This window comes from Microbulbifer litoralis (genome assembly GCF_023634065.1).
Lineage (GTDB): Bacteria > Pseudomonadota > Gammaproteobacteria > Pseudomonadales > Cellvibrionaceae > Microbulbifer > Microbulbifer litoralis.
This window is the reverse complement of sequence record NZ_JALKCV010000012.1, coordinates 85,990-101,492: the sequence shown is the minus strand read 5'-3', so window position 1 is coordinate 101,492 and position 15,503 is coordinate 85,990. Positions and strand designations below refer to the sequence as shown.

Genomic DNA, 15,503 nt, shown 5'->3' with positions numbered 1-15,503 from the left:
TTACGAAGCAGGAGGTTTGCATGTTCCGCTGGGGTATTCTATCCACCGCCAAGATCGGCCGGTCGCTTGTGATTCCGGAGCTGATGGATGCGGAGAACGGCGTTGTTACGGCGATTGCCAGCCGCGATGGGGCGCGGGCAAAAGCCGTTGCCGGGCGCTTCGGTATTGCGGAGTCGTTTTCCTCCTACGAGGCGCTGCTCGCCTCGCCGGAAGTGGACGGTGTCTATATTCCGCTGCCCACGTCGCAGCATGTGGCGTGGGCGATAAAGGCGGCGGATGCCGGCAAGCATGTGCTGGTGGAAAAGCCGCTGGCACTGAACGCCGACGATATCGCCCGCGTGATCGAGGCGCGCGATCGCAACGGTGTGCTGGTGTCGGAAGCCTTTATGGTGACCTACCATCCCCAGTGGCTCAAGGTGCGCGAACTGTTGCGCAGCGGCGCGATCGGTCGCCTGCGCCATGTGCAGGGCGCTTTCTGCTATCACAATGTCGACCCGGACAATATGCGCAACCGGCCGGAACTGGGCGGCGGTGCGCTGCCGGATATCGGTGTCTACCCCGTGGTGGCGACGCGCTTTGTGACCGGCACAGAGCCCGCCCGCGTGCAGGCGGTGGTGGAGCGCGACCCGGAATTTGGCACCGACATTTATGCCAGCGTCAAGGCGGATTGCGGCAATTTTGAAATGAGTTTCTATGTCTCCACGCAGATGGCCGCTCGGCAGTCCATGGTCTTCCATGGCGACAAAGGCTTTATCGAGGTCGAGACGCCGTTCAATTCCCGTATTTACGGCGATGACCGCGTTATCCTGCACAATGCGGATCACTCCGAAGCTCGCATTTTCCGTTTCGGTAACACCCGCCAGTACCGACTGCAGGCGGAGGCTTTTGCCAGTGCCGCAGCCGGTGGGGATGTGGACGTTTTCAGCCTGGAGGCGTCGGTTGCGAACCAGAGGGTGATCGATGCCGTCTACCGGGCCGCGACGCACGATGGTTGGGAGCTGGTCTAGATTTTCCGAACACGGGCGGAGGGGTAGGGTGCGCTGTGCGCACCAAGCTCAAGCGGGATTGGCCCCGATTATTTCGGTGCGCACGGCGCACCCTACGCTCAATCACCCATTACTGGGAAAATTGAACTGCGCGCCCTCGCGTACGCCGCTCGCCGGCCAGCGCTGGGTGACGGTCTTGCGCTTGCTGTAGAAGCGCACCGAATCCGGGCCATAGGCGTGCAGGTCGCCGAACAGGGAGCGCTTCCAGCCGCCGAAGCTGTGGTAGGCCACCGGCACCGGCAGCGGCACATTGATACCCACCATGCCCACCTTGATATGGTCGCTGAAGTAGCGTGCGGCCTCACCGTCGCGGGTGAAGATGCAGGTGCCGTTGCCGTATTCGTGCGCATCGATGATGTCCATGCCTTCCTGCATGGTGTCCACGCGCATCACGCACAGCACCGGGCCGAAAATCTCGTCGGTGTGGATGACCATACCCTCCCTGACCCGGTCGAACAGGCTGGCACCGAGATAGTTGCCGTTTTCGAAGCCGGCCACTTCCAGGTCGCGGCCGTCCACCACCAGCTCCGCGCCTTCCTCGACACCGGTGGCGATATAACCCTCGATTTTCTCCAGCTGCGCGCGGGTGACTACCGGGCCCATATCGTTGTTGTTGTCCATGCCGTCGCCGATTTTCAGTTCGGCGATGCGCGCCTTCAGCTTTTCGATCAGTGTATCGGCGGTGGCATCGCCGACGGCCACGGCCACGGAAATGGCCATGCAGCGTTCGCCGCAGGAACCGTAGGCGGCGCCCATCAGTGCGCTGACGGCGTTGTCCATGTCGGCGTCCGGCATCACGAGCGCGTGGTTCTTGGCCCCGCCGAAGGCCTGCACACGTTTGCCGCTGGCAGTGCCGGTGGTGTAGACGTATTCGGCAATCGGCGTGGAGCCGACAAAGCTCACCGCCTGGATGCGCCTGTCGTGGAGCAGGGTATCCACGGCTTCCTTATCGCCGTTGACCACATTCAGTACACCGGCGGGCAGGCCGGCTTCCAGGCCCAGCTCGGCAATAAACAGCGCCGAGCTGGGATCGCGTTCGGACGGTTTCAACACAAAGGTGTTGCCGCAGGCCACGGCCATCGGCCACATCCACAGCGGTACCATGGCCGGGAAATTGAACGGGGTAATACCGGCGCAGACGCCCAGCGGCTGGAACTCGCTCCAGGAATCGATGGCGGGGCCGACGTTTTTGCTGTGCTCGCCTTTCAGGAGTTCCGGCACGCCGCAGGCGTACTCGACATTCTCGATACCGCGTTGCAGCTCGCCCAGGGCGTCGTTCAATACCTTGCCGTGTTCGCGAGTAATCAGCTCGCAGATCTTGTCGGCATTCTGTTCCAGCAGGTCCTTGAGGCGGAACATGACCCGTGCGCGTTTGATCGGCGGGGTGTCGCGCCAGGCGGGGTAGGCGGCTTCGGCGGCGTTGATGGCTTCTTCCACGGTGGCTTTGCTGGCCAGGGAAACCCTGCCGGTAACTTCGTTGGTGGACGGGTTGACGAGATCCTGCTGGCGGGGATCCTGGGCAAGTATTTCGCCGTTGATCAGGTGGCCGATGGTGTTCATTGTTGTGCTCCCGGTATTTCGTGTCTGGGGATTGCCCCGGTTCTGTAATTGCTATGTCGCTGTCAATGCGTTGTTCGTCATACCGGCGGAGGCCGGTATCCAGGGCGGTGCTCATGGTGTCGGTGATGGCTTTTTGCCAGAAACCGGTTCACCGGGTGCATCACTGGATCCCGGGGCAAGCCCGGGATGACGAACTGTAGCGGCGTTAATCGATAACCTGGAGGATATCCGCCAGGGTTTCCGCAATCTGCTCTATCTGCTCCCGCTCGATAATAAACGGTGGCGCCACGGCGATGGTGTCGCCGGTCCAGCGCAGCAGCAGGCCGCGTTGATAGGCCTCCAGCACCACTTCCATGGCCCGCTTCGAGGGCTCGCCGTCGCGCGGTTGCAGTTGTATGGCTCCGGCCAGGCCGTAGTTGCGGATATCCACGACATGCGGGCATTCCGCCAGTTCATGCAGGGCGTCTTCGAATAGCGGTGCCATCTGCGCGACCCGCTCGAACAGCTGTTCGCCCTCATAGATATCCAGTGTCGCCATGGCCGCGGCGCAGGCCACCGGGTGGGCGGAGTAGGTGTAGCCGTGGGCCAGTTCCGGGATGTGTTCCGGGCCCTGCATAAAGGCATCGTAGATGCCGTCGCGGGCGAAGACCGCCCCCAGTGGCACGGCGCCGTTGGAAATGCCCTTGGCGGTGGTCAGCAGGTCCGGCAAGACGCCGAATTCCTGCGCGGCAAAGGCGGAACCGGTGCGGCCGAAACCGGTAATCACCTCGTCGAAGATCAGCAGTATCCCGTGCTGGTCGCAGATCTCGCGCAGGCGTCGCAGGTAGCCTTTCGGCGGCAGTATCACGCCGGCGGAACCGGCGAAGGGTTCCACCATCACCGCGGCGATATTCTCCGCGCCCTGCAGGTTGATGATATCCAGCAGCCGCTCGGCCATCGCCTCGCCGCCGTGTTCCGGCAGCCCACGGGAGAAGCGGTTTTCCGGCAGCAGTGTGTGGGGCAGGTGATCGACATCCAGTGCCGGGCCGAAGTGCTTGCGATTGCCCACCATGCCGCCGACGGAGATACCGCCGAAGTTGACGCCGTGGTAACCCTGGGCGCGGCCCACCAGGCGGGTTTTCTCCGGCCGGCCGCGGGCGCGCCAGTAGGCGCGGGCGATTTTGAGCGCCGTGTCCGCGGCCTCGGAGCCGGAGTTACAGAAGAAGACCCGGTTCAGGTCGCCGGGGGCCATGTCGACCAGGCGTTTGGCCAGCTTGAACGCCAGCGGGTGGCCGAACTGGAAGGCCGGTGAATAGTCCAGGCCGGTGAGTTGTGCCGCCACCGCATCGGCAATCTCCCTGCGGCCGTGGCCGGCGTTCGTGCACCAGAGGCCGGAGAAGCCGTCCAGCACCGAGCGGCCGTCGGCGGTGGTGTAGTGCATGCCCTCGGCGCTGACGAACAGCCGCGGGTCGGCCTTGAAGTGGCGGTTGCCGGTAAACGGCATCCAGTGGGCGTCGAGCTCGGCGCTCGTCAGACCGGCGAAGGGATCGTTGTCAGCCATGGTTCACCTCTCGCAATCGTTTTTTGTTGTATTTGAGGTGAGTCTAGGGGCGGTTAATAAAATTTACAATAGTTGAATTATGATTCGGTTATTCCGGGATGAAATCCGGCGTAGCCCGGATGGAGCGCAGCGGAATCCGGGGGTAACGGGAGACATCAACACAACCCGGAACAGACAGCGTGTTCGGTCATAGGTGTTAAATATATTAACCATTTGTGGCGGTGTCGAACTCCCGCAATACCGCCAGGAAATCCTCCCCGAAGCGCTCCAGCTTGCTGTCGCCGACACCGGAGACCGCCAGCAACTGGTCCGCAGTCTGCGGCCTGGCACTGACCATGCCGCGCAGGGTGGCATCGTGGAAGACCACATAGGGCGGCACACCCTGTTCGTCGGCGATGCGTTTGCGGCAGGCGCGCAGGGCCTCCCACAGGGGTTCGTCGGCGGGCAGTATCTCCGCCGGCGCGCCGCGCTTGGGTTCGGCACCGGCCCCCTTGGCCTGCGCCGGCAGCTTGCGCAGCTCGATGGGTTCCTCGCCGCGCAGCAGCGGGCGGCAGGATTCGGTCAGGCGCAGGCCCTGGAACTCGCCCTCCACTTCCAGGTAGCCGCGCACCACCAACTGGCGCACGACCCCGCGCCACTCGTTGGCGGACAGCTCCTTGCCGATACCGTAGGTGGAGACCTGGTCGTGGTTGAACTTGCGCACCTTCTCGTTCTCCGAGCCGCGCAGCACGTCGATCACATGGGCGGCGCCGAAGCGCTGGCCGGTGCGGTAGACGCAGGACAGCAGCTTGGCCGCGGCCTGGGTGCCGTCCCAGGTCTGCGGCGGTTCCAGGCAGGTGTCGCAGTTGCCGCAGTCCTCCGCCAGTTCCTCGGCGAAGTAGCGCAGCAGCGCGCGGCGACGGCAACTGGTGATTTCGCACAGGCCCAGCATGGCGTTGAGGCGGTTGCGCTCGGCGCGCTTGTGCTCCTCGCTGCCCTCGGACATGGCCGCCATCTGGCCCAGCTTGACCACATCTTCCAGGCCGTACAGCAGCAGCGCCGTGGACGGTTCGCCGTCGCGCCCCGCGCGGCCGGTTTCCTGGTAGTAGGCCTCCACGCTCTTGGGCAGGTCCAGGTGGGCGACGAAGCGCACGTCCGGTTTGTCGATACCCATGCCGAAGGCGATGGTGGCGACGACAATGACGCCGTCCTCGCGCAGGAAGCGCCGCTGGTGTTCCGCGCGCACGTTCGCCGGCAGGCCGGCGTGGTAGGCCACGGCGTCAAAACCCTGCTGGCACAGCCACTCGGCGGTGTTTTCCACCTTGCTGCGGGACAGGCAGTAGACGATACCGGCGTTGCCCTGCTGCTCGTCACGCAGGAACTGCAGCAACTGGCGGCGCGGGTTGTTCTTCTGCGCGATGCGGTACTGGATGTTGGGCCGATCGAAGCTGCTGACGAAGTGCTGGGCCGATTCCAGGTCCAGGCGCCGGGCGATCTCGCCGCGGGTGCGCTCGTCGGCGGTGGCGGTCAGGGCGATGCGCGGCACGTTCGGGAACTGCTCGTGCAGGCAGTTCAGTTGCAGGTAATCGGCGCGGAAGTCGTGGCCCCACTGGGAGACACAGTGGGCCTCGTCGATCGCGAACAGTGACAGCTGCGCCTGCGCCAGCAGCCCCAGGGTGCGCGGTTGCAGCAGCCGCTCCGGCGCCAGGTAGAGCAGGTCCAGTTCGCCGTGCAGCAGTGCCGTCTCGATATCCTGGGCCTCGTGGAACGGCAGCGACGAGTTCAGGAAGGCGGCGCGCACGCCGGCGGCCTGCAGTGCCTCCACCTGGTCCTGCATCAGTGCGATCAGCGGCGAGATCACCACGCCGCAGCCGGGCCGCGCCAGGCCAGGGATCTGGTAACAGAGGGATTTGCCGCCACCGGTGGGCATCAGCACCAGGGCGTCACTGCCCGCCATCAGGGTGTCGATCACCTGTTGCTGGGGGCCGCGGAACTCGGTGTAGCCGAAAACGTGTTCGAGAATATGTTGGGGAGAAGTCATGGGGGCGGAGTATATCAGGCCCGGGGCGTGCAGAATCGGGCAGGGATCTGGCATTTCCGACCATTGATTTGACGGAAATATTTCACAAAAATGGCAGGGATTAAGTCCATGGCTGAATCCGGTGCGCCTATAATCGGCCGCACCACAGTCATAGACCAAGGATAAGGCTATGCGCACTTCAATAATTTTGTCTTTGCTGTTGGTATCGGGAACCCTGGGGACCGCAGGATGCGTGACCACTCCCCCGCAGACACTGGTCCAGTCGGCCCTGGCCGACACCCACCTGGGCTGGCAGCCCGCGCCGGAACACCAACTGGCATTTTCCATTGCCACCGCCAGCGGCATTGCCCGGCTGGAGCTGCGCCCGCTGCCGGCCGACCTGCAGACACTCACCCTCGACCTGCCCGGCATGGAGAAGGTCGAGGGCGTCCAGTGGCGCGGCGAGCGCGGTGATCACGCGATGCTGTACAGCGGTGCCGCGGGGGTCGAGGGTGTCGAACTCCAACATATGGGCCGCGGTTTCCGCCTGCAGATCAGCGGCGCGGCGCTGGATCTCGTGCGCGGGGGTGGGGTGTTGACGGTGATTGACTTCTATCGGGGGTAACTTCCGATTCCGCTGCACCCATCCTGTCATCGCGGACCGGGGGCCCCTTCACTGGATTCCGGATCAGGTCCGGAATGACGAAGCGGGAGGTTGGGAGTCCTCCGGTTTCAGTCGCCTTCTATCCAGGTCACGTACTCGTCATCCCGGACTCGATCCGGGATCCAGGACCGGGGCCCTCTCACTGGATTCCGGATCAGGTCCGGAATGACGAAGCGGGAAGTGGGGAGCCTTGCGGTTTCCACTGCATCCTTTCCAAGCCACGTACTCGTCATCCCGGACTCGATCCGGGATCCAGGATCAGGGCCCCTTCACTGGATTTCGGATCGAGTCCGGAATGACGCATCGGAGGGTGGGAATCCTGCCCGGCATTCCGGCCCTCACGGCCCGCTGCCAAATCCCTCCGGCCGGATCAGGTGCAGCGCCGGCCAATACTTCCCCGTGACCCAGAGCCCATTCCGATCCCTGTCCCAGGCGATGCCGTTGGCGACCACGTCCGGGTGGTTTGAGTCGGGTTGGAGTGGTTCCAGGTCGATCTGCTGCCGCACCGCGCCGGTCTGTGGGTCTATGGCGACAATCAGCGTGTCCTGCCAGATATTGGCCCAGACCAGCCCGTGGGCGTATTCCAGTTCATTCAACTGTGACCACTGGCGGTCGCCGCCGTGCACTTTCAGGCGGCGCCGCACCTCGAAGGTTTTCGGGTCGCGGAAGGTCAGTTCGTCGCTGCCGTTGCTCATGATCAATTGTTCGCCGTCGCTGGTGAGGCCCCAGCCTTCCCCCCGGTAGCGGATTTTGCCCAGCGGGGACAGGTCGCTGCGCTTGTAGAGCTGTAACTCCCCGGCCCGGTAAGTGAGCAGGTAGAGTTTGTCGCCCAACACCGTCAGCCCCTCTGCGAAGCGGTTCGCAGCCAGCCATTTGCGGCGTAGGGGATTGTCGGTGGGGTCGGTATACTCGGCCAGCCAGGACTGCCGGTAACGGCCGCTGCTCTCCCACCAGCGCTCGCCATCGAAATACAATCCCTGGGTGAAATGATCGCCGGGGCGCTGGCGCTGCTCCAGTATCTCGTAGGGCGTGTTCGCCAGTGGCTCCGAGGCCGCCAGTTCAGGCAGCAGCAGGGCGAGCAGCAGTAAACTCCATTTTTGTATTTGCAGGCTTTGCATCAGATAAGACCATGACCCGAGTAAAAACATTTGTCACCTTGACCCTGTTGGGGGGCCTGGCGGTGGTATTGCCCATCGCCATCTTTATCCTGTTGTTCCAGTGGCTGTTTGGCCAGATCAGCGACCTGCTGGCACCGGTGGTGACCTGGCTGGAGGCACACACGGAATTCAAGGATACCCTCGCGCGGCTGGTGGTGATAGCGCTGATCCTGGGGGGCTGCTTCCTGATTGGCCTGTTGGTAAAGACCAGCGTCGGCCGCTGGGCGCACCGGCACCTGGACCACTGGCTGGGCCGGCTGGCGCCGGGTTACAACACCATCAAGGACCTGGTGCTGCAGTTTATCGGCAGCGGCGCCGGCGAGGGCGTGCTGGCCGGGCCGGTGGCGCGGGTGCGCATCCACGGCCCGGAGACACCGCTCTCCGTCACCGCCATCGTCACCTCCCGCCACGACAACGGCGACTACACCGTCTACGTCCCCACCGCACCGGTGCCCACCTCCGGTTTTGTCTACCACGTGCCCGCCAACTGCGTGGAGATACTGCCCGATGTCTCGGTGGAGGCGGCGATGAAATCGATCGTGGCCTGCGGTTCCGGCAGTGCGGCGTTGCTGGCCCCGGCGAAACCGTAGAATGTAGCCCGGATGAAGCGCAGCGGAATCCGGGAGTTAACGGTTTTTACCCAGGTCCCGGATCGCAAACCGCGCCGGATGCAGTGCTTTGGCCAGCTCTGCCGGCACCGGCAACACTTCGCCGCCAATCCACGCCGCCAGCACCTCCGCCGCCAGCGGCGCATAGGTAAAGCCCCGCGAGCCCAGTCCGCCCAGCACAAACAGGTTCGGCCGGCAGGCGGCCCGCTGCGGGATCAGCAGCTTGCGGTTCCGGCGCAGCCCGGCGTAAGTGGTGTCGAGGGCATCCCAGTCCGGCACCGGCCCGGCCATCGGCAGGTAATCCGGCGTTGCCGCCCGCAGCGCGGCGCGGCCGCCCAGATGCTGGCCGGCAAACCCCGCGGCCACCGCCGGCACCATGGCCGCCAGGGTGTCCAGGTTGTCCCGGTGCTCCTCCTCGCGCAGCTCCGTATCCGTTTCCTTCAGCTTGAAGCTGGCGCCGAAGCTGTGCCGGCCGCCGGCGCCCGGGGTCAGGTAGCCGTCGCCGCAGAGGGCGGTTTTCAGCTGGCCGGAATACGCGGTGGCCGTCGCGCCGGAGACCTGGCCGCGGATGGGGCGCAGGGGCAGGGCACTGGTCTGCGGGAGCTGGCGGATGGCGTTGGCGGTGCAGATGACCACCGCATCGGCACGGAAGTCCTCCCCGCGAACACTGCGCAGTTGCCAGCCTTCCCCGCCCCGTTCCAGGCTTTCGATTCGCGTATCGCAGCGCAGCTCGATATTTTCGTGCGCCAGCAACGCGGCGCAAACCCGCCGTGGCTCCAGCCATCCCGACTGCGGAAAATACAGCCCGCCAAAATCCAGCGGCAGCCCGGCAATCTCGCCCGCCTCGATGGCATCCACAGTCCGCGCCAGCGCCCCGGCGCCATGCCGTTGCAGCAACCCGCCAATCTGCCCCTGCAACGCCTGCTCTTTTTCCGACTGCGCCAACTGCAGCAGCCCGTCGAAATGCACGGCCTGTGGACTGCGCTGGCGGTAGTAGCGCTGGGCAAACATCAGTGCGTGCAGGTTGAAATCGCCGTTGGGGCCCGGCCTGGGGGAGAGCTTTGCATAGAGGATGCCCCGGTCATTGCCCGAGGCGCCGCCGGCGGGGTGGGGGCCCTGTTCGTAGACGGCGACCTTGTGGCCGCGTTCGGCCAGGGCGCGGGCGCAGGTGGCGCCGGCGATACCGGCGCCGATAACGGCGATCGATCGGCGATCTGCGTCTGCCCCGGATTCCGGCGGCAGGTGCCAGGGCGTCGCGGCGGGGGCGGTTGCCAGGGTTTCCTGTAACCGCCCCCGCAACATCTCCCGCTTGCGCCCGAACCCGGGCACTTTCTCCAGCGCAAAGCCGGCCTTTTTCAAGCCGCGTTTCACGATTCCGGCACAGGTAAAGGTGGCGAAGCTGGCACCGGGCCGGCTCAGTGCGGCGATATTGTCGAACAATGCCGGCGTCCACATGTCCGGGTTCTTGGCCGGGGCGAAGCCGTCCAGGAACCAGGCAGCGACATTGCGATCGCGGTGGTCATCGCCCAGGCGCAGGCCGGCAAAGGCCTCGCTGGCCTCGCCGATGGCCAGCGTCAGTTGCACGGGGCCGAAGTGCAGCCGGTGTACACCGCGGGCGGTAAAGGGCGGGTACTGCTGCAGCAATTGCCGGGCCAGCGGTTGCAGTTGCGGCCACAGCGCCAGGGCGCGCTCCAGGTCGTGCCGGCGCAGCGGGAATTTTTCCACCGAGACAAAATGCAGGTGCGCGCCGGTCGGGGCCGACTGCCGCCACAAATCCCAGGCGGCGAGAAAATTCAGGCCGGTGCCGAAGCCGGTTTCGCCGATGGTGAAGGTATCGCCGGCCGCGAGCGCGGCGAAGCGCTGCGGCAGCTCGTTCTGCTGCAGGAAGACGTAGCGGCTCTCGTCCAGGCCGGACTCACTGGAGAAATAGATATCGTCAAACGCAGGCGACAGCGGCTGGCCGTCGTCGCGCCACTGGATCTCCGCGTGAAATTTCTCGTCGCTCACCCGGGCGGCCCGCTATTTCTGCAGGCCGAATTCGCGCATCACCTGCATGCACCATTTGTCGATGCGCTCGTCGCTCAGGTCGAACTCGTTCTCGTCGTCCAGCGCCAGGCCCACAAACTGCGCGCCGTCTTCGGTCAGCCCCTTGGACGCCTCGAACTCGTAGCCCTCGGCGGGCCAGTAGCCCACCGCGCGGGCGCCGCAGGCCAGCAGTTGCGCGTGCAGGTAGCCGAGCGCGTCCTGGAACCACTGCGGGTAGCCCTCCTGGTCGCCCAGGCCGTAGAGGGCCACCGTCTTGCCATCCAGGTTCAGTTGCGCCAGGTCGTCCCAGACATCGTCCCAGTCTTCCTGCAGCTCGCCGTAGTCCCAGGTGGGAATGCCGAAGATCAGGAAGTCGTACTGCGCCGCCAGGGCGATATCGTCCTCGGCCACATTGTGGATATCGATCCACTCGGTGCCGATGCGCTCGCGGATCTTCTCCGCCGCCATCTCCGTGTAGCAGGTGCTGGAACCGTAAAAGAGTCCGATGGGTGCAAGCATGGTGAGTCAGCTCTCGATCAGCGGGCGCCGGCGAATTCCAGTTGCCGCCAGGCCTCGTAAATGACTATCGCGGCCGCATTGGACAGGTTGATGCTGCGGCTCTCGGGGCGCATCGGGATGCGCAGTGTGTGGTCCGGGCCCACCTGTTGCAGGAAGTCCGCCGGCAGGCCGCGGGTCTCGGGGCCGAAGACGACGGCGTCGCCGGGCCGGTAATCCATTGCCGCGTGGCTGCGGCTGCCCTTGGTAGACAGCGCCAGCACTCGCGCCGGCTGCTCCGCGTCCACAAACGCCGCCCAGTCCCGGTGGCGCAGCACGCGGCTGTACTCGCTGTAATCCAGCCCCGCGCGGCGCAGCCGCTTGTCGTCCATTGCGAACCCCAGCGGCTCGATCAGGTGCAGCTCCGCGCCGGTATTGGCGCAGAGGCGGATGATATTGCCGGTATTGGGGGCGATTTCCGGTTGGTAGAGAACAATCTTGAACATCGGGCGTCTTCGGGCCGCCCGCCGGGCGGGCTGAACAGTAGGGCGGCGCATTATAACGCGCCGTTGGCGACTCTGCAGGCCGCCGCGCCCCAGAGCCGCGGGCACCACCATAGTCGACTCTTCGTCCCGCACCGGGCCCCTCACTGGATTCCGGATCAGGTCCGGAATGACGAAGTGGGAGGTTGGGAGTTCTCCGGTTCCTGCCGCATGTTATCCAGTCCCCAGACCCGTCATCCCGGACTCGATCCGGGATCCAGTGCCGCAGGCACCAGAGCCAATAAATCACCCTGAAACCCCCGGACTCAGTGGCCGGATCCATTCCGCCATAAAACCTTCACCAAAGCTTCATCTTGCCCCTGTCGCCATCGCCTTTTTCCTCCGTCATTTAAAGCGTCCGCTACGGGAAGTGCCCGTGGCACTGGTGTACCTGTTTTTAGACGGCCGGGATCGACACCGGCCGCTGACATCAATGTTTCTTTTTATTTTCTTAGCCTTAGAGCGGGGGACAACATGGGATTGACTGTTTCAAAGCGGCTGCTCTGCAGCGCCATCGGCATGGCCGTGGCCAGCCAGGGGCAGGCGGCGGCCATCAAGCTGGATGCGTTTGTCGACGGCAAACCGGCGGCGGTGGCGGAAGTGCTGCTGGATGGCGAATCCATCGGCAGCAGCGCGATGGGCGAAAGCTTCTGGTACGACGAAGTCGGCGGCGGCCGCCACCAGTTGCAGGTGCGCATCGACGGCGAAGCCATTCCCTATGAATTTTCCGTTTCCGCCGATGAAGCGGCGGTGATCACCGTCAACCACGCCTCCGCCAGTGGCGAATCCACCAAATCCCTGCAGCGCATCGACCTCGCCCGCTTCGACGCCAGCGCGGGGGATGCGGTAATGATCGCCCCCGGCGAGGGCGACAACCTGGCCCCGGGCCTGATCCAGGGCACCGTGGTCGGCAAGGACAACGCAGCCCCGCTGCGCAATGTCACGGTAAGGGTTGTCGGCGGCGACGAGCAGGCCGTGACCGACCGCGACGGCAACTTCGAACTGCAACTCCCGCCGGGCGTCTACGAATTGCAACTGGACCGCGAAGAATACCGCTCCAGCCGCCTGGCCGCCCTGCGCGTGCTGCCCAAGATGAACCTGGCAGTGGATGTGCAGATGAGCGCGGTGGATACCGCGGCGGAGGTGCCGGCAAGTGCTTCCATCGAGGAAGTGCAGGTGGTGGGCCGCTACCTGGAAAGCAACCCCATCGCGCTGGAACGCATCTCCTCCTCGGTGGTGGACAGCATCGACTTCACCCAGATTGCCCGCTTCGACGATTCCATGGTCAGTTCCGCCCTCAAGCGCGTGGTGGGGGTTTCCATGGAAGACGATCGCTTTGCCGTGGTGCGCGGCATGAAAGGCCGCTACCAGTCGGTTGAATTCAACGGCGCCTCCCTGCCCAGCACCGATCCGGGCCGCCGGGACCTGCCTTTCGATATCTTCCCCGCCGGCATCATGCAGAGCCTCAGCCTGCAGAAAAACGCCACGGCCGATGTCCCCCTGATTGCCACTGCCGGCCATATCGATATGCGCACCAAGGATATCCCGGACGAGGGCTTCTTCAAGGTGTCCTACTCCGCCAGCCGCGGCGACAGCCACGGTGACGACCTGCTGATGAGCAGCACCGAGGGCGACCGGGACTGGCTGGGCATGGACGACGGCACCCGCGAGTTGCCGGAAAGTCTCAGGCCCACCGTGGACTACTATCTGGACCTCAAGCAGACCGGCGAGGTAACCGAAGGCTACAACACAGACGAAGTGGAAGCTCTGGGCGAGGCGGTGCCCCATAGCGCCATTTACTTCGGCGAGGCGGAACTGGATTCCAGTTTAAGTTTCAGTGGCGGTGACAGCTGGGAGCTGGGCCGGCAAAACCTGGGCGTGATCGGCGCGGTGCGCTATGCGAACAAGTGGAGCAGCAATATCAAGGAAAACACCCGTTTCCGTGGCGTTGAGTTAGCCTCGGGAGAGACAGAATTGCGCCTGGACAGCGAGAACGAAACGCTGGATACCAACCATGTAATAGACCTCAGCGCCATGCTCAACCTGCAGTGGGATATTACCGATAATCACCAGCTCGGCCTCAACAATATCGCCCTGCGCCATACCACCAGTTCCAGTGAACTGGAAACCTCACTGGTCGCATTCGAAGCAGCTGGCCAGGATTTTGCCGCGGAAGCCGCCGAACGCCTGCGCAGGGGGGAGGAATCCGGCCTGCGCGAGAACGTGGATACAGATCGCGCAACCAGGCAGCGCTCCGAGTGGATCGAGGAGCAGCTTGTCAGCCACCAGTTGTGGGGTTCCCACAGCCTGGATATTTCCGCCGACCGCGGCTGGTCCCTCTACCTGGGCAACCTGGAACTGGAGTGGCAGGTGATGGGGGCCGAGACGGAATATGACCGCCCCAATGCCAGCCTGTATACCTATTTTATGGACAGTATGGATGACTCTGTACGGCTGAGCGATAGCGCTGGTAGTCAGTACAACATTTGGGAGGATATGACGGAGGAGAACGATGGCTACCGCCTGGACCTGGCGCTGCCGGTGGAAGATCTCGGCGGTGTCTCCCTGTTGTTCAAGGCCGGCCTGCAGGACCTGCAGCGGGACAGGGATGGAAACTTCGTGCGCTACAGTTTTCACAACGCCGGTGGCTGGCAGAGTTCGGGTGTGGCAGATCCGCGAGAGATTCTGACTCCCGAGAATATCGTCGGCTCATTGAATGACGAAGGCTGGCTCCTGCGGGTGGGCAGTTACGGAACGATCAAACCGGAAGCGGATGTGGGCCTGGTCGGCGACGACTACCTTTCAGAGTTGCAGACCGATGCCCATTACGGCGTGGTGGAGGCCAATATCCTGGAAAAGCTCAAGGTCAACCTGGGGGTGCGCAAGGAGACCTTTGTACTGGATGCCGAGCTTTTTGCGTTTACGCCGGAGCCCCTCACCAACCTGATGGACAAGGAGCGCACCAACCCCTCCCTGGGCCTGACCTGGATGTTCAACGACGCCTGGCAGCTCCGCGCCGCCTGGTCGGAAACCGTCAACTGGCCGGAGGTCTTCGAGGTATTGCCGCGCCGCTTTAACGATATCGAAACCCTGGAGCAGTACCGTGGCAACCCGGAACTCAAGCCGGCGGATATCGAGAACCTGGACCTGCGCCTGGAGTGGTATCCCTCGGAAACCGAGTCCATCACCCTGGCGCTGTTCCGCAAGCAACTGGACAACGCCATCGAAAACCGCTTTTACGGTAGCGGTGAGGTTTTCGATATCTATACCTTTGGCAATGCGCTGGAGGCGGAAGTGGAGGGTGTGGAGCTGGATATGCGTCGTGAATTCACGCTGGGCGCGGACGGCGGCCACCAGCTCTTCGTGCAGTTCAACTACACGGATATCACCTCCTCCGTTGACCTTGTGGATGGAGGCAGCTCCTTCGAGCGGGAAATCAACCGGCCCCTGCAGGGCCAGCCGGACTATATCGCCAACCTGCAACTGGGATACGACCACCTGGACACCGGTCAGGAGGTGACCCTGGTATTCAACCAGACCGGCGAGGAACTGGCGATCGTGGCGCCGCCAACCAGCAAAGCCGAGCCCCTCGGCGATGTGTACGAGCAGCCCTACGGCGACCTGAAACTGATCTACAAAAAAGAGTTCCTGAACGGCCTCTCTGTCTCCGCATCTGCGGAAAACCTGCTGGATGCGGAACACGACTACGAGTACGAGGAATTTAGCGTGCCCTACCTGAAATATAAATCCGGGCGCAAATTCAAGCTCAAGGCCAGCTACGACTTCTGATAACGCGGGAGCCTCAGAACTCCCTGCAGGAGCCTGCTTGCAGGCTCCTGCAAGCAAAGCTTTCAAGACCAATTCAAC

Annotated in this window: 11 protein-coding genes; 4 read left to right on the top strand and 7 right to left on the bottom strand. The window is 63.9% G+C overall.

Annotation, left to right across the window (positions count from 1 at the left end; genetic code table 11):
• The first annotated feature begins 20 nt into the window (after positions 1–20).
• Positions 21–1,007: a Gfo/Idh/MocA family protein gene (locus MWN76_RS16515; RefSeq protein ID WP_250463297.1), complete on the top strand. Its 987-nt coding sequence runs from the start codon at positions 21–23 to the stop codon at positions 1,005–1,007.
• Positions 1,008–1,109: 102 nt separating this feature from the next.
• On the opposite strand, the gene MWN76_RS16510 is transcribed toward MWN76_RS16515, so the two are convergent.
• The 3 genes from MWN76_RS16510 to recQ form a co-directional block, all read right to left on the bottom strand.
• A complete protein-coding gene (locus tag MWN76_RS16510; RefSeq protein ID WP_250463295.1) occupies positions 1,110–2,606 on the bottom strand; it encodes a CoA-acylating methylmalonate-semialdehyde dehydrogenase in 1,497 nt (498 codons plus the stop codon).
• 205 nt (positions 2,607–2,811) lie between these two features.
• Positions 2,812–4,146 carry an omega-aminotransferase AptA gene (aptA, locus tag MWN76_RS16505; RefSeq protein ID WP_250463293.1) on the bottom strand — a complete coding sequence of 445 codons (1,335 nt, stop codon included), beginning with the start codon at positions 4,144–4,146 and terminating at the stop codon, positions 2,812–2,814.
• Positions 4,147–4,351: 205 nt separating this feature from the next.
• Positions 4,352–6,166, bottom strand: coding sequence for a DNA helicase RecQ (gene recQ / locus MWN76_RS16500; protein WP_250463290.1), 1,815 nt, complete (start codon positions 6,164–6,166; stop codon positions 4,352–4,354).
• Between the two features lie 232 nt (positions 6,167–6,398).
• Between recQ and MWN76_RS16495 the strand changes: the two genes are divergently transcribed.
• Positions 6,399–6,770 carry a hypothetical protein gene (locus MWN76_RS16495; RefSeq protein WP_250463287.1) on the top strand — a complete coding sequence of 124 codons (372 nt, stop codon included), beginning with the start codon at positions 6,399–6,401 and terminating at the stop codon, positions 6,768–6,770.
• Positions 6,771–7,147: 377 nt separating this feature from the next.
• Here MWN76_RS16495 and MWN76_RS16490 read toward each other — a convergent pair whose 3' ends face one another.
• Positions 7,148–7,927 (bottom strand): glutaminyl-peptide cyclotransferase, encoded by a 780-nt coding sequence (locus tag MWN76_RS16490; RefSeq protein ID WP_250463284.1) that lies wholly within the window; start codon positions 7,925–7,927, stop codon positions 7,148–7,150.
• Between the two features lie 11 nt (positions 7,928–7,938).
• On the opposite strand from MWN76_RS16490, the gene MWN76_RS16485 reads away from it, so the two are divergent.
• The gene (locus MWN76_RS16485; RefSeq protein ID WP_250463281.1) at positions 7,939–8,556 is read left to right on the top strand and encodes a DUF502 domain-containing protein; all 618 of its coding nucleotides are present in this window, start codon (positions 7,939–7,941) and stop codon (positions 8,554–8,556) included.
• A gap of 36 nt (positions 8,557–8,592) precedes the next feature.
• On the opposite strand, the gene mnmC is transcribed toward MWN76_RS16485, so the two are convergent.
• Genes mnmC through trmL form a run of 3 tightly spaced genes read right to left on the bottom strand, consistent with a single transcriptional unit; the run spans position 8,593 to position 11,600 of the window.
• Complete coding sequence (gene mnmC / locus MWN76_RS16480) at positions 8,593–10,581, bottom strand: bifunctional tRNA (5-methylaminomethyl-2-thiouridine)(34)-methyltransferase MnmC2/FAD-dependent 5-carboxymethylaminomethyl-2-thiouridine(34) oxidoreductase MnmC1 (RefSeq protein WP_250463278.1); 1,989 nt, start codon at positions 10,579–10,581, stop codon at positions 8,593–8,595.
• 12 nt (positions 10,582–10,593) lie between these two features.
• Positions 10,594–11,118 carry a flavodoxin FldB gene (fldB, locus tag MWN76_RS16475; RefSeq protein WP_250463275.1) on the bottom strand — a complete coding sequence of 175 codons (525 nt, stop codon included), beginning with the start codon at positions 11,116–11,118 and terminating at the stop codon, positions 10,594–10,596.
• A gap of 17 nt (positions 11,119–11,135) precedes the next feature.
• On the bottom strand, positions 11,136–11,600 hold the full coding sequence (gene trmL, locus MWN76_RS16470) for a tRNA (uridine(34)/cytosine(34)/5-carboxymethylaminomethyluridine(34)-2'-O)-methyltransferase TrmL (RefSeq protein ID WP_250463272.1): 465 nt from the start codon (positions 11,598–11,600) through the stop codon (positions 11,136–11,138).
• A gap of 516 nt (positions 11,601–12,116) precedes the next feature.
• Between trmL and MWN76_RS16465 the strand changes: the two genes are divergently transcribed.
• Positions 12,117–15,425 (top strand): TonB-dependent receptor, encoded by a 3,309-nt coding sequence (locus MWN76_RS16465; RefSeq protein ID WP_250463269.1) that lies wholly within the window; start codon positions 12,117–12,119, stop codon positions 15,423–15,425.
• The last annotated feature ends 78 nt before the right edge of the window (positions 15,426–15,503 follow it).